The sequence below is a fragment of the Pseudooctadecabacter sp. genome, from assembly GCF_965657175.1.
In the GTDB taxonomy this organism is placed as follows: Bacteria; Pseudomonadota; Alphaproteobacteria; order Rhodobacterales; family Rhodobacteraceae; genus Octadecabacter.
This window is the reverse complement of the sequence record NZ_CBFHNH010000023.1, coordinates 22629-47185: the sequence shown is the minus strand read 5'-3', so window position 1 is coordinate 47185 and position 24557 is coordinate 22629. Positions and strand designations below refer to the sequence as shown.

27 protein-coding genes are annotated in these 24557 nt (G+C 58.5%); 11 read left to right on the top strand and 16 right to left on the bottom strand.

Features of this window, described 5'->3' with window-relative positions; genetic code table 11:
- The 5 genes from ACTG36_RS15065 to ACTG36_RS15045 all read right to left on the bottom strand — a co-directional run.
- A partial coding sequence (locus tag ACTG36_RS15065) for a GTP-binding protein (protein WP_439142798.1) occupies window positions 1–649 on the bottom strand: 649 nt, incomplete at its 3' end.
- Between the two features lie 163 nt (window positions 650–812).
- The gene (locus ACTG36_RS15060; RefSeq protein ID WP_375281920.1) at window positions 813–1448 is read right to left on the bottom strand and encodes a hypothetical protein; all 636 of its coding nucleotides are present in this window, start codon (window positions 1446–1448) and stop codon (window positions 813–815) included.
- A gap of 57 nt (window positions 1449–1505) precedes the next feature.
- Complete coding sequence (locus ACTG36_RS15055) at window positions 1506–2660, bottom strand: M48 family metallopeptidase (protein WP_375281921.1); 1155 nt, start codon at window positions 2658–2660, stop codon at window positions 1506–1508.
- Window positions 2657–3856, bottom strand: coding sequence for a DUF898 family protein (locus tag ACTG36_RS15050; RefSeq protein WP_375281922.1), 1200 nt, complete (start codon window positions 3854–3856; stop codon window positions 2657–2659). Before ACTG36_RS15050 ends, ACTG36_RS15055 begins: the two co-directional genes overlap by 4 nt.
- Entirely contained in the window at window positions 3853–6261 is a 2409-nt protein-coding gene (locus ACTG36_RS15045; protein ID WP_375281923.1) for a DNA topoisomerase IV subunit A, read from the bottom strand. Before ACTG36_RS15045 ends, ACTG36_RS15050 begins: the two co-directional genes overlap by 4 nt.
- A 150-nt stretch (window positions 6262–6411) precedes the next feature.
- Between ACTG36_RS15045 and ACTG36_RS15040 the strand changes: the two genes are divergently transcribed.
- The 6 genes from ACTG36_RS15040 (at window position 6412) to ACTG36_RS15015 (ending at window position 10570) form a co-directional block, all read left to right on the top strand.
- On the top strand, window positions 6412–6927 hold the full coding sequence (locus ACTG36_RS15040) for an SH3 domain-containing protein (RefSeq protein ID WP_375281924.1): 516 nt from the start codon (window positions 6412–6414) through the stop codon (window positions 6925–6927).
- A 51-nt stretch (window positions 6928–6978) separates the two neighbouring features.
- A complete protein-coding gene (locus ACTG36_RS15035; RefSeq protein ID WP_375281925.1) occupies window positions 6979–7809 on the top strand; it encodes an SDR family NAD(P)-dependent oxidoreductase in 831 nt (276 codons plus the stop codon).
- A 60-nt stretch (window positions 7810–7869) separates the two neighbouring features.
- Window positions 7870–8073, top strand: a complete 204-nt coding sequence (locus tag ACTG36_RS15030) for a twin transmembrane helix small protein (protein ID WP_439142794.1) — start codon at window positions 7870–7872, stop codon at window positions 8071–8073.
- A complete protein-coding gene (locus tag ACTG36_RS15025) occupies window positions 8073–8645 on the top strand; it encodes a cob(I)yrinic acid a,c-diamide adenosyltransferase (protein ID WP_375281927.1) in 573 nt (190 codons plus the stop codon). Before ACTG36_RS15030 ends, ACTG36_RS15025 begins: the two co-directional genes overlap by 1 nt.
- 237 nt (window positions 8646–8882) lie before the next feature.
- Complete coding sequence (locus ACTG36_RS15020) at window positions 8883–9641, top strand: electron transfer flavoprotein subunit beta/FixA family protein (RefSeq protein WP_375281928.1); 759 nt, start codon at window positions 8883–8885, stop codon at window positions 9639–9641.
- Window positions 9641–10570, top strand: a complete 930-nt coding sequence (locus ACTG36_RS15015; protein ID WP_375281929.1) for an electron transfer flavoprotein subunit alpha/FixB family protein — start codon at window positions 9641–9643, stop codon at window positions 10568–10570. Before ACTG36_RS15020 ends, ACTG36_RS15015 begins: the two co-directional genes overlap by 1 nt.
- A 62-nt stretch (window positions 10571–10632) precedes the next feature.
- Here the strand turns inward: ACTG36_RS15015 and ACTG36_RS15010 are convergent, their stop codons facing one another.
- The gene (locus tag ACTG36_RS15010) at window positions 10633–11454 is read right to left on the bottom strand and encodes a DUF6473 family protein (protein ID WP_375281930.1); all 822 of its coding nucleotides are present in this window, start codon (window positions 11452–11454) and stop codon (window positions 10633–10635) included.
- 163 nt (window positions 11455–11617) lie between these two features.
- On the opposite strand from ACTG36_RS15010, the gene ACTG36_RS15005 reads away from it, so the two are divergent.
- Complete coding sequence (locus ACTG36_RS15005; RefSeq protein WP_375281931.1) at window positions 11618–12493, top strand: 3-hydroxybutyryl-CoA dehydrogenase; 876 nt, start codon at window positions 11618–11620, stop codon at window positions 12491–12493.
- A 16-nt stretch (window positions 12494–12509) separates the two neighbouring features.
- Here ACTG36_RS15005 and ACTG36_RS15000 read toward each other — a convergent pair whose 3' ends face one another.
- From ACTG36_RS15000 to ACTG36_RS14970, 7 genes are read right to left on the bottom strand one after another with little or no spacing between them, the layout of a single operon-like run.
- Window positions 12510–13394 (bottom strand): lysophospholipid acyltransferase family protein, encoded by an 885-nt coding sequence (locus tag ACTG36_RS15000; RefSeq protein WP_375281932.1) that lies wholly within the window; start codon window positions 13392–13394, stop codon window positions 12510–12512.
- A gap of 21 nt (window positions 13395–13415) precedes the next feature.
- Entirely contained in the window at window positions 13416–13685 is a 270-nt protein-coding gene (locus ACTG36_RS14995; RefSeq protein ID WP_375281933.1) for an HPr family phosphocarrier protein, read from the bottom strand.
- Window positions 13686–13688: 3 nt separating this feature from the next.
- Window positions 13689–14084: a PTS sugar transporter subunit IIA gene (locus tag ACTG36_RS14990; RefSeq protein ID WP_375281934.1), complete on the bottom strand. Its 396-nt coding sequence runs from the start codon at window positions 14082–14084 to the stop codon at window positions 13689–13691.
- Window position 14085: 1 nt separating this feature from the next.
- The gene (gene rapZ, locus ACTG36_RS14985) at window positions 14086–14991 is read right to left on the bottom strand and encodes an RNase adapter RapZ (protein WP_375281935.1); all 906 of its coding nucleotides are present in this window, start codon (window positions 14989–14991) and stop codon (window positions 14086–14088) included.
- A gap of 12 nt (window positions 14992–15003) precedes the next feature.
- On the bottom strand, window positions 15004–15453 hold the full coding sequence (locus ACTG36_RS14980) for an HPr kinase/phosphorylase (protein WP_375281936.1): 450 nt from the start codon (window positions 15451–15453) through the stop codon (window positions 15004–15006).
- Window positions 15454–17196 (bottom strand): sensor histidine kinase, encoded by a 1743-nt coding sequence (locus ACTG36_RS14975; RefSeq protein WP_375281937.1) that lies wholly within the window; start codon window positions 17194–17196, stop codon window positions 15454–15456.
- Window positions 17197–17208: 12 nt separating this feature from the next.
- Window positions 17209–17910, bottom strand: a complete 702-nt coding sequence (locus ACTG36_RS14970; RefSeq protein WP_439142789.1) for a response regulator transcription factor — start codon at window positions 17908–17910, stop codon at window positions 17209–17211.
- A gap of 307 nt (window positions 17911–18217) precedes the next feature.
- On the opposite strand from ACTG36_RS14970, the gene ACTG36_RS14965 reads away from it, so the two are divergent.
- Together ACTG36_RS14965 and ACTG36_RS14960 are read left to right on the top strand one after the other, a co-directional pair.
- Complete coding sequence (locus tag ACTG36_RS14965) at window positions 18218–19816, top strand: phosphoenolpyruvate carboxykinase (protein WP_439142787.1); 1599 nt, start codon at window positions 18218–18220, stop codon at window positions 19814–19816.
- Between the two features lie 30 nt (window positions 19817–19846).
- Window positions 19847–20374 carry a DUF3859 domain-containing protein gene (locus ACTG36_RS14960; RefSeq protein WP_375281939.1) on the top strand — a complete coding sequence of 176 codons (528 nt, stop codon included), beginning with the start codon at window positions 19847–19849 and terminating at the stop codon, window positions 20372–20374.
- Here the strand turns inward: ACTG36_RS14960 and ACTG36_RS14955 are convergent.
- Window positions 20371–21108, bottom strand: coding sequence for a sulfite exporter TauE/SafE family protein (locus ACTG36_RS14955; RefSeq protein WP_439142785.1), 738 nt, complete (start codon window positions 21106–21108; stop codon window positions 20371–20373). The two genes, ACTG36_RS14960 and ACTG36_RS14955, sit on opposite strands and share 4 nt — an antisense overlap.
- A gap of 176 nt (window positions 21109–21284) precedes the next feature.
- Between ACTG36_RS14955 and ACTG36_RS14950 the strand changes: the two genes are divergently transcribed.
- Together ACTG36_RS14950 and ACTG36_RS14945 are read left to right on the top strand one after the other, a co-directional pair.
- Complete coding sequence (locus ACTG36_RS14950) at window positions 21285–22970, top strand: acyl-CoA dehydrogenase family protein (protein WP_439142783.1); 1686 nt, start codon at window positions 21285–21287, stop codon at window positions 22968–22970.
- A gap of 124 nt (window positions 22971–23094) precedes the next feature.
- Complete coding sequence (locus ACTG36_RS14945; RefSeq protein WP_375279250.1) at window positions 23095–23487, top strand: META domain-containing protein; 393 nt, start codon at window positions 23095–23097, stop codon at window positions 23485–23487.
- Here ACTG36_RS14945 and recO read toward each other — a convergent pair.
- Together recO and ACTG36_RS14935 are read right to left on the bottom strand one after the other, a co-directional pair.
- Complete coding sequence (gene recO / locus ACTG36_RS14940; RefSeq protein WP_375279671.1) at window positions 23484–24209, bottom strand: DNA repair protein RecO; 726 nt, start codon at window positions 24207–24209, stop codon at window positions 23484–23486. The two genes, ACTG36_RS14945 and recO, sit on opposite strands and share 4 nt — an antisense overlap.
- A 12-nt stretch (window positions 24210–24221) precedes the next feature.
- The gene (locus ACTG36_RS14935; RefSeq protein ID WP_375279251.1) at window positions 24222–24554 is read right to left on the bottom strand and encodes a DUF1491 family protein; all 333 of its coding nucleotides are present in this window, start codon (window positions 24552–24554) and stop codon (window positions 24222–24224) included.
- Between the last annotated feature and the right edge of the window lie 3 nt (window positions 24555–24557).

Here is a 24557-nt window from a genome sequence, read left to right as displayed (position 1 = left end):
AGAACACGTCCTCAACCGGCATCAGGAACGGCATGTCCACAGCGCGCTCAGGCGTTGGGATGTACTCGTCCACAGCTGCCATCAGCTTTTTGATGGCTTCTTCGCCGATCTCAGGGTTGTTGCCTTCCATCGCCGCCAGAGCGGAGCCAGGGATCACAGGAATGTCGTCGCCTGGGTACTCGTAAGAGGACAGCAGTTCACGGATTTCCATTTCCACCAGTTCAAGCAGCTCTTCGTCGTCGACCTGGTCCACTTTGTTCATGAAAACAACCATGTACGGGATGCCAACCTGACGGCCGAGCAGGATGTGCTCACGCGTCTGGGGCATTGGGCCGTCGGCTGCGTTCACAACCAGGATCGCGCCGTCCATCTGGGCCGCACCGGTGATCATGTTCTTGACGTAGTCGGCGTGGCCGGGGCAGTCGACGTGCGCATAGTGGCGTGTCTCTGTCTCATATTCCACGTGTGCGGTGGAAATGGTGATGCCGCGGGCTTTCTCTTCGGGCGCACCGTCAATCTGGTCATACGCCTGGAAATCACCGAAATACTTCGTGATCGCCGCCGTCAACGTCGTCTTGCCGTGGTCAACGTGACCAATCGTGCCGATGTTTACGTGCGGCTTATTACGTTCAAACTTTTCCTTAGCCATGATGAGGCACCCTTTGTTTTGATGGGTCCCGCAACGCCGGGCGACCCTGATTTGATACGCGGGGCAAATAGTCTGGAATGCGGTGGAAATCAAGCGGGTCGTTCGGGTCCGGATGAATGACCCGCACAACCGCTAGGATGCTGATTTCATGGCCCTGTCCGGATCAGGTTTCCGGTGGAGTTTCCGGCGGCGCAATCAGTTCGGGATTGGTTTCCAGAACGTTGCCTTCAAGAATCGTATCGTCCTCTGGCAAGATTTCGTCTTCGGCCCCGAACCACGATCCGTTCTGGCGCATGGTGCGTTCGATGGCGCGGGCCGCATTAAAGGCGAGGCCCTCCATCTGTTCATCGGCGGACCGCACGAGGCCGGACCCAATGAAAGGCACCGTGCAGCATGGTTCAAACACCGTCAGCTGGATGGCCTCGTCGTTCAGTTTCGTCTGGGTCGCATCTTCGAAGAAGTTCACGCTGAAAATGAGGACGGAGCGCGGGGAATAGACCAGCGGAATGCCCGGCTGCGCCAGAACGTAGCCTTCGACGGCGACGCCCACGTGGAAAAATGCGCTGCCGTCGAACCGGGCCAGCCCAAGACGTTCGTTGACCGCCGTGGTCATGGCCTCCTGCCACGCCGCATCTTCGACCGTGCGCGAAAACGGACCTTGGACGGGTTCATTCACCACAGCAATGTTGTGGCCCAACCGGAAGGTACCCAACGGATCAGGGGCTTGCGAAAGATCGTCACGAATGCCGCCACAGGCCGTCAGAATGATCAAGCTGGCCAAAGTGATAAGTACGCGCATGGTCCAATGCCCCCCGTTTGTTCGGTTATGGGTAGCGCACCCAAGGACATTGAGCAATCAATCGCAGATCGATTGTAGCGCCGCCCATTCCGTATCGTCCAACACGGGGCGGAACGCCGCACCTTCGGGTTCTGCGGCGCGGGCGGCGGCAATCCTGTCGCCCATCGCCGGATGAGAGGCGAGGTGTTCAAGGATGCCTGCGTCCGGCTCACCCTCAAGGTTCAGCCGTTCAAAAAACGTACCGATGGCGGAAGGGGGCAGGTCAGCGTTCAGCAGTGCGGTGTAGGCGAATGTATCGGCAGCGGCCTCTGCCTCTTTGGTGTAATCGGCGCGGATGATCTGTTCGGCCAAAAACAGCACAACGGCGCCGCCTGCGAAATCCCCGAACAGCAGCCCCAACACCCCGATCGACCCCGCAGATCGAAGGGCGATGCGGGTGGGGTCGCGGGCCGCCACGTGGCCGATTTCATGAGCAAAGACGGCGGCGACCTCTTCTGGCCTGCCGGCCTCTTCGATCAGGCCACGGAAAAAGACGACGTAGCCGCCCGGAAGGGCAAAGGCATTGATCATCGGGTGATCAAGGACATGGACCGTCAGGGGTGTTTCAAGTTCCATCGCGTCGGTCAGTCGCGTCTCGATTTTGCCAAGGGCGGCCAGCCCCTGCGGGTTATCGCAAGTCTCAAGGCCAACAAAACCGGTGTCATCAAGGGCGGTGCGGATTTGTTCAAAGGTCGCATCGCCCAGCGCTTTTTCGCCTTCGGGCGGCAGGTATTCGGCCAATTGATCGGCCATGATCGGGACCAGAACGAAGATGATCAAAGCAACAGAGGCCACAGCAGCCACCCCCCACATCGCCAGCTTGCTGCGTTTGACGTGGCTGGCGTAGCGGTTCAGCTTTTTGGCACGCGCGCGGATCAAGGCGCGGTCGTCGGGGGTGTCGATGATCAGACGTTGCGTGGGATCGTTGGCCAGCCGAACGATCAACTGATCGCCCGCTTGATCGCGCAGCGCGCGCAGATCGGCGTAGGGCCATTCGTACGTCTGCCCCAGATGCCGGATCAGCAGGTTTTGCGTGGCGTCCGCGTATTCGATCTGCACGGCGAACGGCTGCGCGGTGTCGCCATCCAGATACAAGGCCTGTCCGGTCACGCGACGTGGCGGGGCCGCAGGCGATGCGGGGCCATCCACGGTGATGATGATGCGGTCGGTCATATGGCCCCCCACAGATCAAGGGCTTCGGCGAAACCTTCGGCCTCGGCAAATTCGTCGCGCTGTTTTTGGGAGACGTCCCCCAAGGCGTCGGGGTTCGCAATGGTCAGCGTTTCGGCATAGTGGCGCCAGATGGGCAAGGTCACAAAGCAGTGGCGCAGCACGCCCCAGATCAGGAAAACAGCGAAATACGCGATAATCCCAAGGGCTGTCCAAACCGACAGGGGCAGCCCGTAGATCAGGCCGGTTTCAACGGTGGTGTCATAAATCTGGCGCATCCGCTGGTTTTCAACCATCCCGACAATGGTCACGATCGGCAAAACAGGCAGCAGCGCGCAGATCGCTGTGGCAAGGTAGCCAAAGACATAAGTGCGGGTAATCTTCAGGCGGTCCGGCGCGGCCTGAAGGCCCAGCGCCCCGGCGGTTTTGTGGTTGGCCAGAATGCGTTTTGCCTCAACCGTGTAGTGGATCACCCCATAGATAAACCAAGGCCCCGCCAGTGCATAAAGATAAGTAACCCGCAGATTGCCCTGCCATGTCTCAAACGACGCCACGGCCAGCAAAACGGCCCCGATCAGCACATGCACAAAGGCGGGCATCAGCATGTGCCAATGACCACCCTGATGCAAGGTTGCGGACCCAAAGACCGTCCGGTCGGTCATGTATTTCTCAAGATAGAACGTCTTACGCGGCCACAGGACCCCGAGCGTCAGTATGGTGATGATCCAATGCCAAAGCGCGCGAAACGCATAGCCCCAAGCGCCGGGTTTCAGGCCAAAACGCACCCCGCGCCAACGGCTGCGCGCCAACGTATAGCGACGGGCGCGGTAGCGGGCGTAAAACCAGATCGGAATGACGCCCAGAAAGCTGACGAAATAGGCGGTAAAGTTTGACGCCAACAGCGACAGGCTGGCGAACATCAAGATCAGGTTCACGACGCCGATGTAGAAGGCCAGAACCACCACGGCCAGAAAGAACCCCAACAGTTTTTCCAGCGGGTCGCCCACATACTCCAGCGGCGTGCCGCCCGGTTGGATCGACGACCAGTAATAGCGCCGCAGTTTGGTTTTCAGCCAAAACCGGTAAAACCCCAACGTCAGGATTGTCCACAACGACCCCCAAAGCGCCTTGCGGAACAGCGGCCCGCGGGTGCCTGCGAATGTCGTGGTCAGGCGGTCGGGGGCGGTTTGATCTGTCACGTAAAGCGGTTGTCCCTTGGGAAGCCGCGCGGGGCCATCCGACCGGCGCTGGCGCGCTTGGATGTCCATTCCGTCAGCTCTGTTTCCGTGCGGGTGCGCCCTGCGGGGTCCAGCCATGACAGCCCTTCGGACAGGGTAAAGGTCGTCACATCGCTCAGGCCGCCGTCTTTGTATTTTTGCAGACGTACGCCTTTGCCACGGCCCATTTCGGGCAGTTCATCCAACGGGAACACAAGCACTTTGCGGTTTTCGCCGACGGCAGCCACGTGATCGCCCGTCACCGGTTTGCAAATTTTGGCGACCGTATCGCCGCGTACGTTCAGCACCTGTTTGCCCGCACGGGTCTGGGCCACGATATCGTTCTCAGGCACCACAAACCCATCCCCGGCAGAGGAGGCCACGATCAACTTTTCGCCCGGACGGTGGATGAACAGCGCCACGATCTCAGCCTCATTGGGCAGATCAACCATCAGACGCAAGGGTTCGCCCATGCCGCGCCCACCGGGCAGGGTCGATGCGCCAAGGGTGTAGAACCGTCCATTGCTGCCAAAGACCAGCAGCCGGTCGGTGGTTTGCGCATGGAAGATAAAGCGGCCTTCGTCGCCATCTTTGAATTTCAGCTCACGGGCCAGATCAATGTGGCCGGTCATGGCGCGGATCCAGCCCATTTTGGAACAGACCACTGTGACCGGCTCCTTGTCGATCATCGCCTCAAGGGGGACGTCCTCAACTTCACCGGCCTCGGCAAAGGTGGTGCGCCGCGCACCGCCTTCGGAATTGGCGCCCATCAGTTTGCGGGTCTCACGCAGTTGATCTGCAATGGTTTTCCATTGCAGATCTTCCGCCTCTAGCAGGTCTTCGAGGCCTGCGCGTTCCCGCATCAGGTCATCCCGTTCCTTGACCAGCGCCTCTTCTTCCAGACGGCGCAAGGACCGCAGGCGCATGTTCAAGATCGCCTCGGCCTGCACATCGCTCAGCCCATTTTCACGGCCCGCGTAGGAGGACGGAATTTTACGTTCGGTGCTTTCCATGAACGACGGCGCCTGCGCGTCTTCGTCCACGATCAGCGTCAGGCTGTCCATATCTACGCCCGCCAGCGGGGACAGGTAATCCGCCTCATCCGTAGCGCGGGTCAGGGTGGCCTGATGGGGGACCGACCAGTCCTCATACATCAAGGCGGCCTTGGGGTCGTCATCATAGCGAATGATATCGATGACCCGATCAAGGTTCAGGAAGGCTGTGATCAGACCGGCCAGAACCTCCAACCGGTTGTCGATCTTGGCCATCCGGTGACGTGACCGGCGGATCAAAACATCGCGGCGGTGATCAAGGAAGGCGCGCAGGACCTCTTTCAGGCTACAGACCTGCGGGGTCAGACCGTCGATCAACACGTTCATGTTCAGGCTGAACCGCGTTTCAAGATCGGAATTGCGGTAGAGCATGCCCATCAGAATTTCAGGGTCGACGTTCTTGGATTTAGGTTCCAACACGATGCGGATGTCATCAGCAGATTCGTCCCGCACGTCGGCCAAAATTGGGACCTTTTTGGTCTGGATCACTTCGGCCAACTTTTCGATCAGCTTGGATTTCTGAACCTGATAAGGGATTTCCGTGACAACGACCTGCCACTGGCCACGGCCAAGATCCTCAACCTCCCAACGGCAGCGCAGGCGGAAGCCGCCTTTGCCGGTGCGGTAGGCGTCCGCGATGTTTTCGCGCGGTTCAACGATAACGCCGCCTGTGGGGAAATCGGGGCCAGGGATATAGTCCAGCAGGGTTTCATCACGGGCATTGGGCGATTTGATCAGATGCAGGCAGGCCTGGATCAGTTCATCCAAATTGTGGGGCGGGATGTTGGTCGCCATGCCCACCGCAATCCCGCTGGACCCATTGGCCAAAAGGTTGGGAAAGGCCGCAGGAAGCACAACCGGTTCGGTCAGCGTCCCGTCATAGTTTTCGCGAAAATCAACAGCGTCCTCGGCCAGACCTTCAAGCAGCGCTTCGGCGGCGGCGGTCATCCGCGCCTCCGTGTAACGGGCCGCAGCGGGGTTATCCCCGTCGATGTTGCCAAAATTGCCCTGCCCGTCCACCAGCGGATAGCGGACGTTAAAATCCTGCGCCAGACGCGCCATGGCATCATAAATCGCGGCGTCCCCGTGGGGGTGATAGTTGCCCATCACATCGCCGGAAATCTTGGCGGATTTGCGGAACCCCCCTGTTGGCGCAAGGCGCAACTGGCGCATCGCGTAGAGGATGCGGCGGTGTACCGGTTTCAGCCCGTCACGCGCATCGGGCAGGGCGCGGTGCATAATCGTGGAGAGCGCATAGGTCAGATACCGATCCCCGATCGCACGGCGCAACGGTTCGGTGGGGTTCATCTTGGGGTCAAAAATCTCATCGCTCATACATCGTGTGTAACGGCGTGGCGATTTGGCGACAACGGTGAAGTGGGACGCGCCTGCTGAATTTTTCCCCGTGGAAAAGACTCACGGAACTATGGGGGATTTGGTAAGTTCACTTAGGGAACGTGTAAGAATCTCTGGGGGGTTCGTAAAATGAAAACCTATGTTTGGGTGAGCTTTGCCTTCATGGGCTGGGCCTATTATGAGATATCCGGTGGTGCTGATTTCGCGCCGGAGCAACGCGAGGTTATCGTGGCTGAGACGGAAACGTCGCCCACACCTGAGGTCGTGACCCGCGCCGCGACGCCCACCTTGCTCAGCGTATCCACATCAAACGTTACCCCCGCGCCAGAGGCTGAAAACGCAGTCCTTGTATCCGCCCCAGCCCCGGTCGAACCCGCGCCTGTTGTGGCAGAACCCGCGCCCGAGGTGATTGAGGTTGTGGCCCCCATGATCGAAGACCCCGTTGATATCCGTGAAGTGGCCAGCAGCCGCGTAAACATGCGCGCAGGCCCCGGCACGAATTTTGACGTGATTGTTACCCTTGATGGGGGCACCGAAATCGAAGTGCTGGACGTGAACGCAAGCGGTTGGGCCAATGTGGCCACCGTGGATCGTGGCATCGAAGGTTGGATGGCAGAACGGTTGCTGACGTCGCCAGACGCCTAATCCAGCGCCCGACCACTTGCCCGCAGCCGCACATCACGGCAGAAGGCGGGTATGACAAAATCAATTCTTATCACCGGCTGTTCGTCCGGCATCGGGTATGATGCCGCCCATGGCATGCGCAAAGCGGGCTGGCGCGTATTTGCATCATGCCGCGCGCAGACCGATTGTGACCGTTTGGCTGCCGAAGGCTTCGACGCCCCGCTGATCGACTACACCGATCCTGCCACCATCACATCTGGGCTGGCGGAGGTTCTGGCGGCCACAGGCGGAACGCTGGATGCAGTGTTCAACAACGGCGGATACGGAACACCCGGCGCTGTCGAAGACCTCCCCCGTGAGGCGCTGCGGCTAAATTTCGAAACCAATGTTTTTGGCGTCCATGAACTGACGACCCAAGTGATCCCCGTTATGCGCGCGCAAGGTCACGGACGCATCGTGCAACATTCCTCGGTGCTGGGTCTGATCACACTGCCGTGGCGCGGAGCCTATAATGCGACGAAGTTCGGGCTGGAGGGACTGACCGATACCTTGCGGGTCGAAATGGGCCGCGACACGAACATCAAAATCATCACGATGAACACCGGCCCCGTCACATCCGACATTCGAAAAAAGTCGATCCCGCATTTTGAACGTTGGATCGATTGGGAAAACTCACCCCGCAGGCACCAATATGAAAAGGGACTGAAGAAACGTCTTTACGAAGACAACGGGCCGGACGCCTTTGAATTGCCCGCCTCTGCGGTAACGGCAAAGCTGCTGCATGCATGCACCCACCGCAATCCCAAGCCGCGCTATTATGTGACGACCCCGACCTACGCGATGGGGATGTTGCGCCGGATCCTTCCCACCCGCGCCCTCGATTGGATTTTGCGCAGGGCGTGACCCTTCCCTTTGCCGCCCCGCGCTTTACGTCCCTTCCAAATACAACAAGGAGCCGAAATCATGGCCAACGATCCGTTCTTCTACGTCATCATCGGGGCGTGCCTAATCGTGGGCGCGATCCTGATCTGGGGGGTGTCGCTGTTTGGCAGCGGCGGGGATAGCAAGAAATCCAACAAAGTCATGCAATACAGAATCGCCGCCCAATTCGTGGCCGTCGTCCTGATTGTGGGATTTGCCTATTTTAGATCGACGGGAGGCAACTGATGGTTGTTCTGAATAAAATCTACACCAAAACCGGTGATGCTGGCGAAACCGCCCTTGGCAACGGCAGCCGCGTAGCCAAACATTCACTGCGCGTCACAGCCTATGGCACCGTGGATGAGGCCAATGCCACCGTCGGCATGGCGCGTCTTCACGCCACCGGCGACATGGATGCGCAACTGGCCTCGATCCAGAACGATCTTTTTGATCTGGGTGCCGACCTGTGCCGCCCCGATATGGAAAAGGACGCCGAAGCGGAATACGCGCCGCTGCGGATGACCGACGCGCAGGTGGCACGGCTTGAGGCCGAAATTGACGCAATGAACGCGAATCTTGAACCTTTGCGGTCGTTCATCTTGCCTGGCGGGTCTGCCTTGGCCGCCCATTTGCATCTGTGCCGAACCGTATCGCGTCGCGCAGAACGTCTCTCGGTGGAACTGGGGACGGTTGAATCTGTGAACCCTGCGGGGGTCAAATACCTCAACCGGTTGTCCGACTGGTTCTTCGTCGCCTCCCGCATCGCCAACAACGGCGGCAAGGACGACGTCTTGTGGATTCCAGGCGCGAACCGCTAAATCAACGTCACCCGTTTGAAGGCCGGGCCGCAGACCCCTGCGGCCCGTTGTCGTTTCTGGCATTCTTCGCGGCACAACCCTTGACTTGGTGAAATTTTTGGGCGTTTTTTCACATACGCGACGTCAGGTCCTATCTGCGCGTCGATTCTGACCTATTTTCCGCGGGGCCGCTGCGGTATTTGAAACTGGAATTTGAACCGAAGTGCCGAAAGGTACGTCCAAAGGGAGAAACCGCTGATGAAGGTCCTCGTACCCGTCAAACGCGTGATCGATTATAACGTGAAAGTTCGTGTGAAAGCGGACGGAAGCGGTGTTGATCTCGCCAATGTCAAAATGTCCATGAACCCATTTGACGAAATCGCCGTCGAAGAGGCGATCCGCCTGAAGGAAGCTGGCAAGGCTGAAGAAGTCATCGCCGTTTCTATCGGTGTGAAGCAGGCACAAGAAACCTTGCGGACTGCTCTCGCTATGGGTGCAGATCGCGCGATCCTCGTTGTGGCCACAGATGACGTACACAACGATATTGAGCCGCTGTCGGTTGCCAAAATCCTTAAAGGTGTGATCGACGAAGAGCAGCCCGGCCTTGTGCTGGCAGGCAAACAGGCGATCGACAACGACATGAACGCTACAGGCCAGATGCTTGCCGCGCTCACCGGTTGGGCACAGGGCACTTTCGCGTCCGAGATGGACGTCGATGGCGACACCGCCACCGTGACGCGCGAAGTGGACGGCGGCCTGCAAACGATCAAGATCAAGATGCCAGCCATCGTGACGGTCGATCTGCGCCTGAACGAGCCACGCTATGCGTCGCTGCCCAACATCATGAAGGCCAAGAAAAAGCCTTTGGACGAAAAAACACCGGCCGATTACGGCGTGGATGTTGCGAACCGTCTGGAAATCGTCGGCACATCGGAGCCTGAGGCCCGCGCCGCAGGTATCGTTGTGGGATCGGTGGATGAACTGGTCGAGAAACTCAAAGAAGCGGGGGCTGTATAATGGCTGTTCTTCTGATTGCTGAAGTTGTGAATGGTGAGCTGTCCGTGGACGCCACCGCAAAGGCCCTGACCGCCGCCAAGCTGATGGGCGATGTGACGGTTCTGTGTGCCGGAAGCGGCTGCCAAGGTGCAGCGGCTGAGGCGGCGAAGCTGGACGGCGTGTCCAAAGTTCTCTGCGCCACAGATGACGCCTATGGTCACGATCTAGCCGAACCAATGGCCGATCTGATCGTGTCACTGGCCGGTGATTATTCCCATATCGCAGCGCCCTCCACGGCGGCGTCCAAAAACATCCTGCCCCGTGTGGCGGCCCTGTTGGACGTGATGGTGATTTCCGAAGTGACCGGCGTTGTCGATGCGGACACATTTGAACGCCCGATTTATGCAGGTAACGCCATCCAGACGGTGAAATCCTCTGACGCGACCAAAGTGATGACCATCCGGACATCCACATTTGATGCGGCGGGTGAGGGCGGTTCTGCCTCCGTCGAAGAGATCGCTGCAGCAGCCAACCCTGGTCTGTCCGAATGGGTCGAAGACAAGGTCGCGGCCTCTGATCGTCCTGAACTGACCTCTGCGGGTGTGGTTGTGTCCGGTGGTCGTGGCGTCGGATCCGAAGAGGATTTCGCACTGATCGAAGGTCTGGCTGACAAACTGGGGGCCGCCGTTGGCGCATCCCGCGCAGCGGTCGATTCCGGTTACGCCCCGAACGACTGGCAGGTGGGACAGACAGGTAAAGTTGTCGCGCCCGATCTTTATGTGGCTGTGGGCATTTCCGGTGCGATCCAGCACTTGGCCGGCATGAAAGACAGCAAGATCATCGTTGCGATCAACAAGGACGAAGAAGCCCCGATCTTTCAGGTGGCTGACTTCGGTCTGGTCGCAGACCTGTTCGACGCAGTGCCTGAGTTGACTGAAAAGCTGGGCTAAACCCTAGCCAAGATCACGGGTCCAACGGATCCCTAAAGGTCCGCGCACCCCGCGGGCCTTTTTTATATGTCGAGGGCGTGCATGACCGCCCCGCGTAACGCACGTGCGGCGGCCTGATGGGCCGCAAGACCCAGCGCATCTTGTGCCGCCAGAGTATCAAGGGGTGCGAAGGACAGGCCCTCCACCTCGCCACGTTGGGCGATCACTTCGATGATGTCGTCCACGTGGTCGCGCAGGGCTTCGACCATCTGATCGGTGACAAATACCGGTTCATGACAGGGGTTTTGCCCCTGCCCCGGCCCGTCGGGCGACCGCGACGCGAACCACAGCAACAAGACCGGCCCCGGCACGTTTTCGACCAGTTGCACCATGCGGCAGACCCAAGCTGATTGCAGGGCGGCACGGACAAGAGCAAAGCGCGCCTCATCCACAGACCGAAGACGCGCCACAAGATGGCCGGTGAACGACACCTCACTAAAATCAACCTCAGGGAACAGCTGGATCAATTTGTCAGTGGGCGCTGTGAACCTGTCATTGCGGCGCGGATGGACCTTGTAGAAATCATTGCTGAGGTTCATCGCACCGGGCAGTTGGATCACCGTGGCCGCTGCGTCATGGCGCAGTGATTGCAGTGCGGGGTCGTTGAGATACACATCGGGGCCCGCAGCCTGCACGCCCAGATTGACGCAAACCTCACCGATGGCGGTTTCCATAAGGTCTGGATAGGGCTTGGCCACATAGCGCGCCAAGGTATCCGATCCGCCCAACACGGCCACATACCGCCCGTCGGTGGGCCTGCGTGGCCCCCGAAACGACAACCGCGACAGGCCGTAGGTGCATGGGGTTAATCGGAATGCGCTGTGTCTGGTTTCATAAGTCTTCATAGGGCCCACCCTTCTTAATTTACACTCACCACTGCCCCTTTTCTGCCGATTCCCTTACCAAGGGCTTAAACGCCGGATTTGCCTAAATTTTGAGCCGATTGACCGGCTTGAGGGTCCCCCCCGTGGCGCCTATGGTGACGACATTCATCGAAAGGCGGGATCCATGGGGATTGAACGAATTGGCGTGGTTGGCGCGGGTCAAATGGGCAACGGGATTGCACATGTTTGCGCCCTTGCGGGATATGAGGTTTTGCTGACCGACATCAACGATGACGCCCTTAAGGCCGCGGTCAAAGCGATCGATAAAAACATGACCCGTCAGGTGTCTAAGGGGCTGATTTCCGACGAAGAAAAGGCCGAAGGTCTGCGTCGGATCGGCACGACATTGACGTTGACGGACCTCGGCCCGACCGATCTGGTCATCGAAGCCGCGACCGAACGTGAGACCGTCAAACAGGCCATTTTCGAAGACCTGCTGCCACATTTGACACCAGACACGATCCTGACATCGAACACCTCGTCCATCTCGATCACGCGGCTGGCGTCCCGCACGGACCGGCCCGAAAAATTCATGGGCTTCCACTTCATGAACCCGGTGCCGATTATGCAATTGGTGGAATTGATCCGCGGCATCGCCACAGACGCTGAAACGTTTGATGCTTGCAAAGGGGTCGTGGACCGGTTGGGCAAAATCTCGGCCACGGCGGAGGATTTCCCAGCCTTCATCGTCAACCGCATCCTGATGCCGATGATCAACGAAGCGGTTTATGCCCTGTACGAAGGCGTGGGCAATGTGGAATCGATCGATACGTCGCTAAAACTCGGAGCGAACCACCCGATGGGGCCGCTGGAGCTGGCGGATTTTATAGGTCTGGACACCTGTCTTGCGATCATGACGGTGCTGCATGACGGTCTGTCTGATACCAAGTACCGCCCCTGTCCGCTGCTGACCAAATACGTCGAAGCCGGTTGGCTGGGACGCAAAACCAAACGCGGGTTCTACGATTACCGTGGTGAAACGCCGGTCCCGACGCGGTAGCTAAAATTCCGGAATTTTAGTCGCTGGCTAAGGACAACGTATGATCGCGGAGCCACGCCATGAAGGCGCGTGGGTCTTTCAAGCGGTCTGCATAGTCTTCTGGCGAAATCGGGTGTCCGATCACCGGCTTTTGCGGCTTGTCAAAGGCATGGGCAACCTCATGGATCAGCAAGCCTTGCCGCAAAGTCGCGCTGAATTGGTTGGCGATCTGATAAGCGCGCGAATTGCTGCCTGGGAAGAAACACGGGACGATTGTGGCGCCGGATCGTTTGATCATCTTGGCGGTAAAGACGTTCCATTCCTGTTCAATCGCGGGACCAAACGCCGTTTCCGATGCGGCCACAACGCCCGACGGAAACAGGGCAATCAAACCGCCATTGCCAAGATGTTCCATCGCTTTGGCCCGCATTTCGATCATTTTGCGCTGCGCGTGTTCCTCATGCAGGAAGGGCACGGGGATCATGTAGCTTGAGGCGCTCTCATCGATACCGGTCAGCAAGGAGCGGGTCAAAATGCGGTAGTCATTGCGACGACGGCCAATCAGATCGGCCAAGATCATTCCATCGACCAGCCCATGCGGATGGTTGGCAACAAATACGACGGGACCCGTCTCAGGGATGCGATCAAGTTCGGCTTGTGGGGTTTGGATCGTGATCCCCATGGCCTTCATCGTCGCAGGCCAGAAGGCCTGGCCCGTTGGGGTGCCCATCTTTTCAAACCTGCGCACACGTCGGATGACTTTGATTTTTCCGGTGACCCATTCCATCGCCATGATGAAATTGCGCTTAAGCGGGCTGTCAAAGGTTTCGGAATAGGTCAGCGAACGGCGATCGTAGACGCGTGGCGCGTCTTCGGTGTCAGTCGTCACATCGGTTTTGGTCGACGTATCAGTCAAACGCATGTCCTATTCGGATGATGGGCCTTAGTCCCCTTCGCCGAACTTATCCGCAACCAGCGCAACAAGCGCATCCATCAGAGGTTCGGCCTCAGGCCCTTTGGTTTCAACTTCAATAGAGGTTCCAATAGAAGCTGCCAACATTAAAAGCCCCATGATGCTATCACCATCCGCTGCCATGCCGTCCTTGGACACTTGGGCCTGTGCGTCAAATTGTTCGACCACTTCGACAAACTTGGCAGAGGCCCGCGCGTGCAATCCCTTTATGTTCACGATCTCAAGGGTGCGGTTGGGCATGGGTCAGGCGTCCAAGTTGACAGAATGGCTGTCGATGTATTTGCGGCCCGCATCAAGGGCTGCGCGCACCGCATCAGGCACGGATTTCCGACGCGATTTAGCGAGTTTCACCAGCATGGGCAAATTCGCCCCGTAAACGATCCGGCGGTTTTCAGGGCTGCACGCCCGAAGCGACAGATTGGACGGCGATCCGCCAAACATATCTGTCACAATCACCACGCCGGAACCCGCGTCGACGGCGTCGGCTGCTTCACAAATTTCGGTCTGTTTGAGGGCACGGTCATCTTCAGGGCCAATCGCGATGGCATGAATCCCCGATTGTTTGCCCACGACATGTTCCACCGCCGACAGATACTCTGTCGCCAGCCCGCCATGCGCTACAATCACAATTCCGATCAAATCATGTCCCTTTGATCCGTTGAGGTGCGCCAGTTTGCGCCGCCCTCTCAAGTTCTCGGTGACGTTTAGACACCTGCCACCCCTGTTCTGCAAGGGCAATCGCCACCTGTTCTGTCACGTAAACCGACCTGTGTTGCCCGCCGGTACAGCCGAACCCGATGCTGATGTGTGATTTCCCCTCACTGCGGAAGGCCGGCAGCAGCGTCAAAAGCAGATCGGTGGTCTTCGCAATGAATGTGCCCGCCAAAGCATCTGTCTGGATATGCGCGCCCACCTCCGGATCGAGGCCCGTCATCTGACGCAGAGCAGGCTCCCAATAGGGGTTTTTCAAGAACCGGCAGTCGAACGTCATATCCGAGCCTTTGGGCAATCCACGTTTGAACGAAAACGATTGCAGGGTAATCCCGAACAAAGCGGCACCTTTTTCGCCGAACCAATCCGTCAGCCGCGCCTTAAGGTCATGGGGCGACAAATCAGAAGTATCCAAAAGGAATTCGGCACGTGACCGCAGCGGCGACAGCAATTCAGCCTCCCGACGGATGCCTTGAATAGCGGGTTCATCGGGGGCCAACGGATGACGGCGGCGGGTTTCGGAATAGCGGCGTACAAGCGCATCCTCATTGGCCTCAAGAAAGACCAGTTGGCTGTCTATGTGCGTGTTGGCCTGCAACCCGTCCAAAGTGTCCTGCACGCCCTGAACTGAAAAATCCCGGTTACGAATGTCGATGCCGATGGCAAGCGGACGGGTCAAAGGGCCATCGGTCAGCCGCGGGATCAAAGACAAAGGCACATTGTCGATCGCCTCAAATCCCAGATCTTCCAGAACATTAATCGCCGTGGACCGCCCAGCACCCGAGGGGCCGCTGACGACGATAATTTTTGGCATGGGGTCGGTTGTTTGGGACATGAGGCCTCTGGTTTAGTCGGATCGTCCGTAGCGTAGATAGTGAATCATTGCCTCAGCAATATAGGGGGTCGCAGGTTTGTGAAGCAGCGGGACATTCTGACCCAGCAGAGAGAGGTGGCGAACGGGCGGCAGACGCTCTGCCTCATCGGTGCCCAGATCAAGAACCGCGCCGACGCCCTCGCCTGTATGGACCGGCGCATTCAAAAGCCCAAGACCGCGCACCTCAATCAAGGCGGGAAGTGTCGAAGGGGAATGCGCGGTGACGTGGCCCAACGTGTTGGCAAGTGCCGTTATGTCGTCCGCGATCAGTGTCGCGCCCAATGACATCATCCTGAGTGCGAGGCTGGACTTTCCCGACCCGCCTGGCCCCGCAATCACGAGGGCCTTGTGATTGTAGGATACGGTGCTTGCATGAAGCCGAAGCTGGCCATCCGGTTGCGGTTTGACCGGAACCGACAGCATTTAAACGGGCAAACCGACCACGAAGCGCGCACCCAGCGGATCGGACCCGATGTCGGCATCTGTGGGCCGGATATTTTCGGCCCAGATGACGCCACCGTGGGCTTCGACGATCTGTTTTGAATTCGCGAGGCCAAGGCCGGAATTGTCGCCAAACTGCGTTTCAGGGCGTTCGGAATAGAACCGTTGGAACACTTTTTGCAGGGCCCCTTCGGGAATGCCCGGCCCTGTATCTTCGACCACAACCAGCACACGGTTTTCTTTTTTACGGACCCAGACACGGATCGCGTCGCCGTCTTCGCAGAACGAGATCGCGTTTGAGATCAGGTTGACGAAAACCTGCGCCAATCGCCCCTCAAGGCCCATAATCTCAATCGGGTCTTTCGGCAGATCGGAGATGAAATCGACACCCTTTTGCTTGGCCTGATTGCCGAGGAATTCTGTCAGGTGGCTGAGGGTCTTGATGAGGTTGAATGCCTCTTCTTCTTCCTTGACCAGTTCAGAATCCAGACGCGACGCATTAGAGATATCGCTGACCAGACGGTCCAGACGCTGCACATCGTGTTCGATGACATCCAGCATACGCGTGCGGTGTTCTTCTTTTTTGGCCAGCCGCAATGTCCCCACAGCCGACCGCAAAGACGCCAGCGGGTTCTTGATTTCATGGGCCACATCGGCGGCGAATTGTTCGTTGCCTTCGATGCGTTCAAACAGGGCGGAAACCATGCCGCGCAGTGCGCCGGACAGGCGACCGATTTCATCAGGGCGGCCGGTTAGATCAGGAATGCGGATGCGATGTGGCGACATTTTGCGGGCGTTCTTGTCGCGCCCAAGCTCTGCCGCCTTGGCCAGATCAGACAGCGGATGTGCGATGGTCGAGGCGAGCGCAAGGCTCAATAAAATGGACACAACGACGCCAACAACAAACATCTGCAACAGCTGTTCGCGGTCTTGGGCAACCAGAGCATCCAATTCACCGGGTGCCGACACCAAAGCAATTACGCCCACGGGCGTGCCACCCTGCTGGACGACCGGTGTCATGACGTTGAAAAACGACTGTCCGCGATTGTCCGTCCGGTTCTCAAGCCACGTCCCACCCTCAAGCGTTGCGGCCACTTTGGTGGACAAATCCTCACTCAGATCAGGGGCGGTGACGGTGTCATCCAACCCGTCACGGAACAGACCGGATGCCTTGGTCCAGATGCTGTCCAAGGCACGCGTCAGGAACACGCCACGGTTCGTGCGGTCAAGACCGGGGATGGCGTCATCGTCAGGGGTTGGGTCGGACCAGCGTTCAACAACGTTGCCTTGGGCGTCTAACAAATAGACGTCAACTCCGCCCCGCAGGTCCAGGTTTTCAAGGGTCACTCGTGCGTCTGCACCATCGCCTGACATCAGGTTCACCGGCGCATTCACAGGCAATTGCGCCTCAAACACATCGGCGATCAATTCCACCTCATTCACCAAGGACGACCCGCGCTGATAGGCAAGGTTGTCGCGCGCGGGATTGAGGTACAACATCCCAGCCACCAAAACGATCAACGCCAAAAGGTTGAACGTGATGATCTTGCGCGCAATGGGGGACCGAAAAAGATGCCGGACCGAGCGCCGTTTCCGGCGCTGGGTCATAAAATCATCGGCGGAGGGCGCCACAAAGTCTTCACCCAAGACGACGTCGCCCGTCTCACGCGCGGCGGCGCGGACGGACTTTAGATCGCGAACGTCAATCTTTGGGGCAACCGTCATGGCGTGCCTTCTTTACTCTTGGTTGTAGCGGTAGCCGATACCGTAGAGCGTCTCAATCGCGGAAAATTCATCATCCGCCGTGCGCATTTTCTTGCGCAGACGTTTGATGTGGCTGTCGATGGTGCGATCGTCGACATAGACCTGATCGTCATAGGCGACGTCCATCAGCTGGTCGCGCGACTTCACGAAACCGGGGCGTTGGGCCAGGGCCTGCAACAGCAGGAATTCGGTGACGGTCAGGGACACATCATTGCCCTTCCACTTCACCGCATGGCGCAGCGGGTCCATGCTCAGATCGCCGCGGACGAGGATCTTATTCTCTTCGGTTTCTTCGATTTCTTCGCCCGAGATTGCATCCTGACGGCGCAGAAGCGCGCGGATGCGTTCGACCAGAAGACGCTGGGAAAACGGCTTTTTGACGTAGTCGTCCGCGCCCATGCGCAGGCCCAGAACCTCATCAATCTCGTCGTCTTTGGACGTCAGAAAGATCACCGGCATGGTGGTTTTCTGGCGCAGACGCTGAAGCAAATCCATGCCATCCATGCGGGGCATCTTGATGTCCAGCACAGCCATATCGGGAAGTTTTTTGTTGAATGCGTCCAGCGCCTGCTGGCCGTCATTGTAGGTTTCAACGTCGAAGCCTTCGGCCTCAAGTGTGATTTGAACGGATGTCAAAATATTCCGATCGTCATCGACAAGTGCGATTCGTGACATACTACTGCCCCTCTACTGCTCAATTATTATTGCCTGTTTTTCTTTTGTTTTGCCCCGCTTCGCCTGAACGAATCAATCCAAAACTGCAAAAACCACGCAATGATCGCCTCGTTGTGCCCACAAAAAGGGTAACCAATGACTAAAATGTCTCACTTTGTGCTTGGGCGACCAGATCGCGGGCAGTTGGTTGCGCTAACGTTCATTTGGTTGCGCTAACTGCGACAAAGGCGACTATCCAGGGTTAAAATCATCATGTTAGGTCGGCCTTACCGGGGCCACGTCGGCCCCTTACAATAGGAGCAAGACAATGGACCACGGCACGGTCAACCTTTCCATGAAGCTGCCTGATCAGGGCATCACCGGTGTGGGTCAGGTCTATTATAACTACTCCGAAGATGCGCTGATCGAAGAGGCTTTGGCCCGCAAGGAAGGCCAGCTGGGCCAAGGCGGCACCTTTCTTGTCAGCACTGGCAAATTCACAGGCCGGTCCCCCAAAGACAAACACGTCGTGCGGTCTGCGACCACGGAAAACACCGTCTGGTGGGACAACAACGCCGCGATGGAGCCCGCGAAGTTCGACCAGCTTTATGACGACATGATCGCGCATATGGGCGGTAAGGATTACTTTGTGTCCGACCTTTATGGCGGTGCGGACCCTGCGCACCGTCTGGACGTCCGGTTTGTGACTGAGCTGGCGTGGCACGGGTTGTTCATCCGCCACATGATGCGTCGCCCGGCGGCAGATGAGGTCGAAGGCTTCACCCCCGACTGGACTGTCATCAACTGCCCGTCGTTTGAGGCCGACCCCGAACGTCACGGCTGCCGGTCGTCCACCGTCATCACCATGAACTTTGACCGCAAGCTGATCCTGATTGGCGGCACGGAGTACGCAGGCGAGAACAAGAAATCGGTGTTCACGCTTCTCAATTACCTGCTGCCCGAAAAAGACATCATGCCGATGCACTGTTCCGCCAACCACGCCAAAGGCAATCCTGTGGATGCGGCTGTGTTCTTTGGCCTGTCCGGCACTGGCAAAACGACACTGTCTGCCGACCCGAACCGCACCTTGATCGGGGACGATGAACATGGGTGGTCGGACCGTGGCATCTTCAACTTTGAGGGCGGCTGCTATGCCAAAACCATCGGTCTGAACCCCGAGGCCGAGCCCGAGATTTACGCCACAACCCAGATGCCCGGTACGGTCATCGAAAACATGGTGTTTGATCCCGAAACGCTTGAACTGGATTTCGAGGACGACAGCCTGACGGCCAATATGCGCTGCGCCTACCCTCTCGACTACATCTCAAACGCGTCGGATACGGCGTTGGGTGGACATCCCAAGAACATCATCATGCTGACCTGCGACGCCTTTGGCGTGCTGCCCCCCATCGCGCGGCTGACACCGGCGCAGGCGATGTATCATTTCCTCAGCGGGTTTACGTCCAAGGTCGCGGGCACTGAGCGTGGCGTGACCGAACCCGAGCCCACGTTCTCCACCTGTTTTGGGGCACCCTTCATGCCCCGCCGGCCTGAGGTTTACGGCAAACTCTTGCAGCGCAAGATCGCGGAACATGGCGCCACCTGCTGGCTGGTGAACACCGGTTGGACCGGCGGCGCCTATGGCACCGGCAACCGGATGCCGATCAAGGCCACACGTGCTCTGCTCACTTCTGCGTTGAATGGGACGTTGGTTGAGGGTCAGTTCCGCAAGGACGCCAACTTCGGCTTTGACGTGCCTGTCAGCTGTGATGGTGTGGACGACGGGCTTTTGAACCCGCGCACAACCTGGTCGGATGGCGATGCCTATGACGTGCAGGCGACCAAACTGGTCGACATGTTTGCCGACAACTTCGCGCAATACGTTCCGTTCATTGACGAGGATGTCAAAGCCGCCGCGATTGGCTAAGATCCTCGCATGAAGATGCGCGCGCAAATCATGACAGCCGTCCTGGCCCTTGGCTGGGGCGGCTGCGTTTTGGCACAGGAGGGGGAGTTTGTATCCCCCATGATCGGCTTCTTTGAGGCGGGCGTCGTCTGCGCGCCCGAGGCGACCGGCGAACGCGACGCACTGGGCACCGTTGCTGGCACAACCCATGTGATCAATCAGGCCCCGCCGTTTGTCAGCAATGGCCGCATCGTGCCTGCCGTTCTGGGTGTGGGCTTTGGCGTCCGGTCAGGGCTGGGCTTTGCCGCACAAGACACGGTTTTGATGACAGTGACACATCCGCCCTTCCAAGGCAGCGGAGCGACGACACAAAGCTTTGTCACATCCATCGGATCAACGGATCGTCCCGGCATCACCTTTTACCAGTTCGATGAAACCTATGAATTGGCCTTGGGGGACTGGACGATGACGGCCACCACCGGCGTCGCCACACTTTACGAAGTCACCTTCACGGTCGTGGACCCCGCCTTGGTGCCGGACCTTGCCAATGCCTGCGGGTATCTCGACCTTCTCAGCTAGCCCAACAGCGCCCGCCGCATCAGGTTCAGGCCAGCCAAGGTCAGGACAACAAGAATGGCCCTGCGGAATGTGTCCTGCGCCATCCGGTCCTGCAATTTGAACCCCAACCAGAGCCCCAGCAAGGCCGTGGGCAGGATCGCAAGGCTGAGGGGCAAGGTCTCCGCCCGCAGGACACCCGTCTGCAGATGTGCCCCTGCCAAAGCCACAGCTCCAAGGCCATAGATCGCCCCTTGGGTGCGCATAGTCTCCGCCTTTGGAAGGCCGATCGCCGTGAGATAGGCCACCGTCGGCGGCCCCCAAATCCCCGAAATACCACCAATGAGGCCAGTAAATCCGCCCACCGCGGCCTCAACCCGATTTGATGGGCGGGACACGGAAGGCCGCCAACCGGCCAGCTGCATCAGCGCAAAAAGGGTGATCGGCACGCCAATCGCACCGAATAAAATGCGTGCATCCAGAACAGGCACAAGTTGTGCGCTGGCCACAAGACAGACAGCACCCACTGATAAAAACACACGAAACCGCACCATGGTGTCCCACGCGCTGCGCACGCCCTGCCGCAGCGCTTGCCATGTGTTTGTCACGAGGGTCGGCAGAATCAGCGCCGCGAGCGCCTGTTCAGGCGGCAAAAGCAACGTCAGCCCAGACATCATCACCGTCGGCATCGCAAAGCCTACGGACCCTTTCACCAACCCGGCCACCAAAGCGACGAGCAGGACAAGGGCCAGCGACATTATGCTGTCTATGCCGGGTACAAGTGCCATGATATCTTGGATATACCGGCAAAAGCAGGCCCGCACGAAAATTCTGTCGAGTTATTATTGTTCGTCAGTAAATATTTTGGCGAATTATTATTGCGCTGCCGATGCGAACGCTCTATTTCTGCGACTGCACAATGAAGGAGTCGGCCATGCCCCGCGACGGACAAGACCTGAACACCCAAGACACAGCCCTTTTGCCGGACCTGCTGGCCACAACGGGGGCTGCGATCCCCCCCCTGCGCGACCTGCTTGAGGCTGCCAAGGACAGCGTGCGCAGCAAAGTCATGGCAGATGGCCGCGTGTCCGGTGGTTTGGTTGAAGCCGAACAAACGGCGACCCACGGGTTGGCGTGGCTGGCGACCTATGTCGAAGCCTTGGCGCAGATGCAGATCTGGGCAGAAAAGCTGGACGGTGAGGGTCAGTTCGGGGACATCGAACAGCTGATCCACCAGATCGCCTTTGGCGAATACCTCTGGCAGATTTACGGCGGCATTCCAATGAACCAAGGCGAGATTTTGCGCCTGCAAGACATTGGCCTGACACAAGACCAGATGCGCGCCATGATGGAACCCGCCGTTATGACGTTGACGCAAGGGGGCAACACGCAAGCGGCCCGTCTGCGTCTTGTGGACCTTATGCAGGAACGCAGCGCTGAAATCACCGTGGGCCGCACCGGTCTGGATGATGAGTTGGAGATGATCCGCGAACAATTCCGCCGTTATTCCGTCGACCGGATCGAACCTGAAGCCCATGAATGGCACCTCAAGGACGAATTGATTCCGATGGAGGTCATCGACGAGTTGGCTGAGATGGGCGTCTTTGGCCTGACGATCCCCGAAGAATACGGCGGCTTTGGGCTGTCCAAAGCGTCAATGTGTGTGGTGTCAGAGGAATTGTCGCGCGGCTATATCGGCGTAGGTTCCCTTGGCACCCGGTCCGAGATCGCAGCGGAGTTGATCATCGCAGGCGGCACCCAAGAGCAGAAACAAAAATGGCTGCCGCGTCTGGCCTCTGCTGAAACACTGCCCACCGCCGTGTTCACCGAACCCAACACCGGGTCCGATCTGGGCGCGCTGCGCACCAAGGCCGTTCGGGACGAAAATGGCGATTGGGTCCTCAACGGCAACAAAACATGGATCACTCACGCCGCCCGCACCCATGTGATGACCGTACTGGCACGCACCGTGCCCGACACCGACAACTACAAAGGTCTGTCGATGTTTCTGGCCGAAAAGACACCGGGCACCGACGCGGAACCGTGGCAGGACCCCGGCATTTCCGGCGGCGAGATTGAGGTTTTGGGCTACCGCGGCATGAAGGAATACACCCTCAACTTCGATGATTTCAAAGTGAAGGGTGAAAACCTTTTGGGCGGCGAAGAGGGTAAGGGCTTCAAACAGCTGATGGAAACATTCGAAAGCGCGCGCATCCAGACCGCCGCGCGTGCAGTCGGCGTGGCCTGTTCGGCATTGGACGAAGGCATGAAATATGCGCAGGATCGCAAACAGTTCGGCAAGTCTTTGATTAACTTCCCCCGCGTGGCTAGCAAGTTGGCCATGATGGCGGTTGAGATCATGGTGGCACGCCAGCTGACCTATTTCTCAGCCTTTGAAAAGGATGAAGGTCGGCGTTGCGATGTTGAGGCTGGCATGGCGAAACTGCTGGGCGCACGTGTGGCGTGGGCTGCGGCAGACAACGCCCTGCAAATTCACGGCGGCAACGGTTTTGCGTTGGAGTACAAGATCAGTCGTATCCTGTGCGACGCCCGCATCCTGAACATCTTTGAGGGTGCCGGCGAGATTCAGGCACAGGTTATTGCCCGCCGTATCCTCTAACGCCTCCGCGCAATCGGTCCAATGGACCGATTGGACGCCGTCACGCCGTATCCTATAAGGTTGACTAAAATTCCGTAATTTTGGCGGGCGTTCTCATCACCCTTGGCGCGTGCTATAAGGCGGCATGATTAAAGCAACCTTTGCCCTGATGCCTCTTGTGGCGCTGACCTTATGTGCCGGCGACGAAACCGTGTCTGGCTACGCCAATACGGACGCAACCTATCATCTGATTGAAATCGGCGGTGCAGCGCCAGCTGCGCCATCGACCATCAGCTTTCCGGCTGAGGGCCGCGTGACAGGCCAAGCGCCTTGCAACACCTACACCGCGATCCAAACCCGACCCTATCCGTGGTTCAACATCGACGCGATCAGATCCACGCGGCGCGCTTGCCCGGATTTGTCGGCAGAACAGCGGTTCTTTGGGACACTGCAGACCATGACCTTGGCCGAGGTGACGGATGCCGTGCTGATCTTGTCAAACGAAAATGGCGCACAACTGGTGTTTGAAGCGCGCTAGGTTTGCCGCGCCAATACGTCCAGCAGTCGGGCGCGCGCCTCAGGTAGGGTGCGATCTCCCAGTGACGGCACAAGATGGTTGGTCAAAAAATGACCCGTCGTGCGCAACGCGGTGAGGATTTCCGCGATATCAGCGTCCCCTTCGCCAACCAAAACGGGTGGGAGCGGCAGTAATTTATCCGCCCAGTCCCCTGCCGCATGACGCCCCACAGCTCGGCCTGTACGCGGCGAGACATAGACCAGTTCATCGTTGCTGCCGGTCACGGCGCAGGCATCAAGCGTCAGGCCAAAGCCCAGTTCTTCCAACAGCGCCAGTTCCCATTGCAGATAGGCCAAAGGCCAAACATCCCCCTGCCCCAACAGGTCCAGCAATTGGATTGTGCGCGCATAAAGCGGCGGGTGGTCTTCTCGTTCGGGCAGGACAAACGCGAGGATGGAGGTCACGGCATTCAGCCCCGCCAACGCCATTCGGTCCGACATAACTTGGGCCGCCCTGCTGCGAACGGGTTCAACGGTGAAGCTGCCCAGATGGTCCTCAAGCCGGGCCTTCCATGTGACATCCAGCTGGGCACCGGGCTGCAAAATGGGGGCGATTTTTCGGCTGGTGCCACCGCGCACGATGCCTGCGGCGCGCCCGTGGGTCTGGGTGAACACCTCAATAATGGCGCTGCTTTCGCCGTGTTTGCGGACCTTCAACAAGGCCCCTTCATCGCGCCATTCGATCATGGATGCAGTCTAGGCCAGCGATGGGTCATCAAGCAAATGACGGCCCTGACGGTCTTCGACTTCAATGATCCAAAGGTCTGGGTCAAAACCGGATTGCTTGACGAGCGACGCATCTACATCCGTCTCAGGCCCTTCAGCCAGAACCACCCAAGCGCGGTCTCCGGTCATCAGATCAAAACTGCGTTGAAAGGCCTGCGCCTGTCCGTCCAAGGTGTTGAGCTTCACCAGAACAGAACCTGCAGTCGCATCGCCTTTGCGGGTCACAAACACCGGAATGTCCGCAAGGCGCAACCGCGTGAGGTACGCGCTAACCCAGATGTCCGTGGTCAACCGCGGCGTCATGGC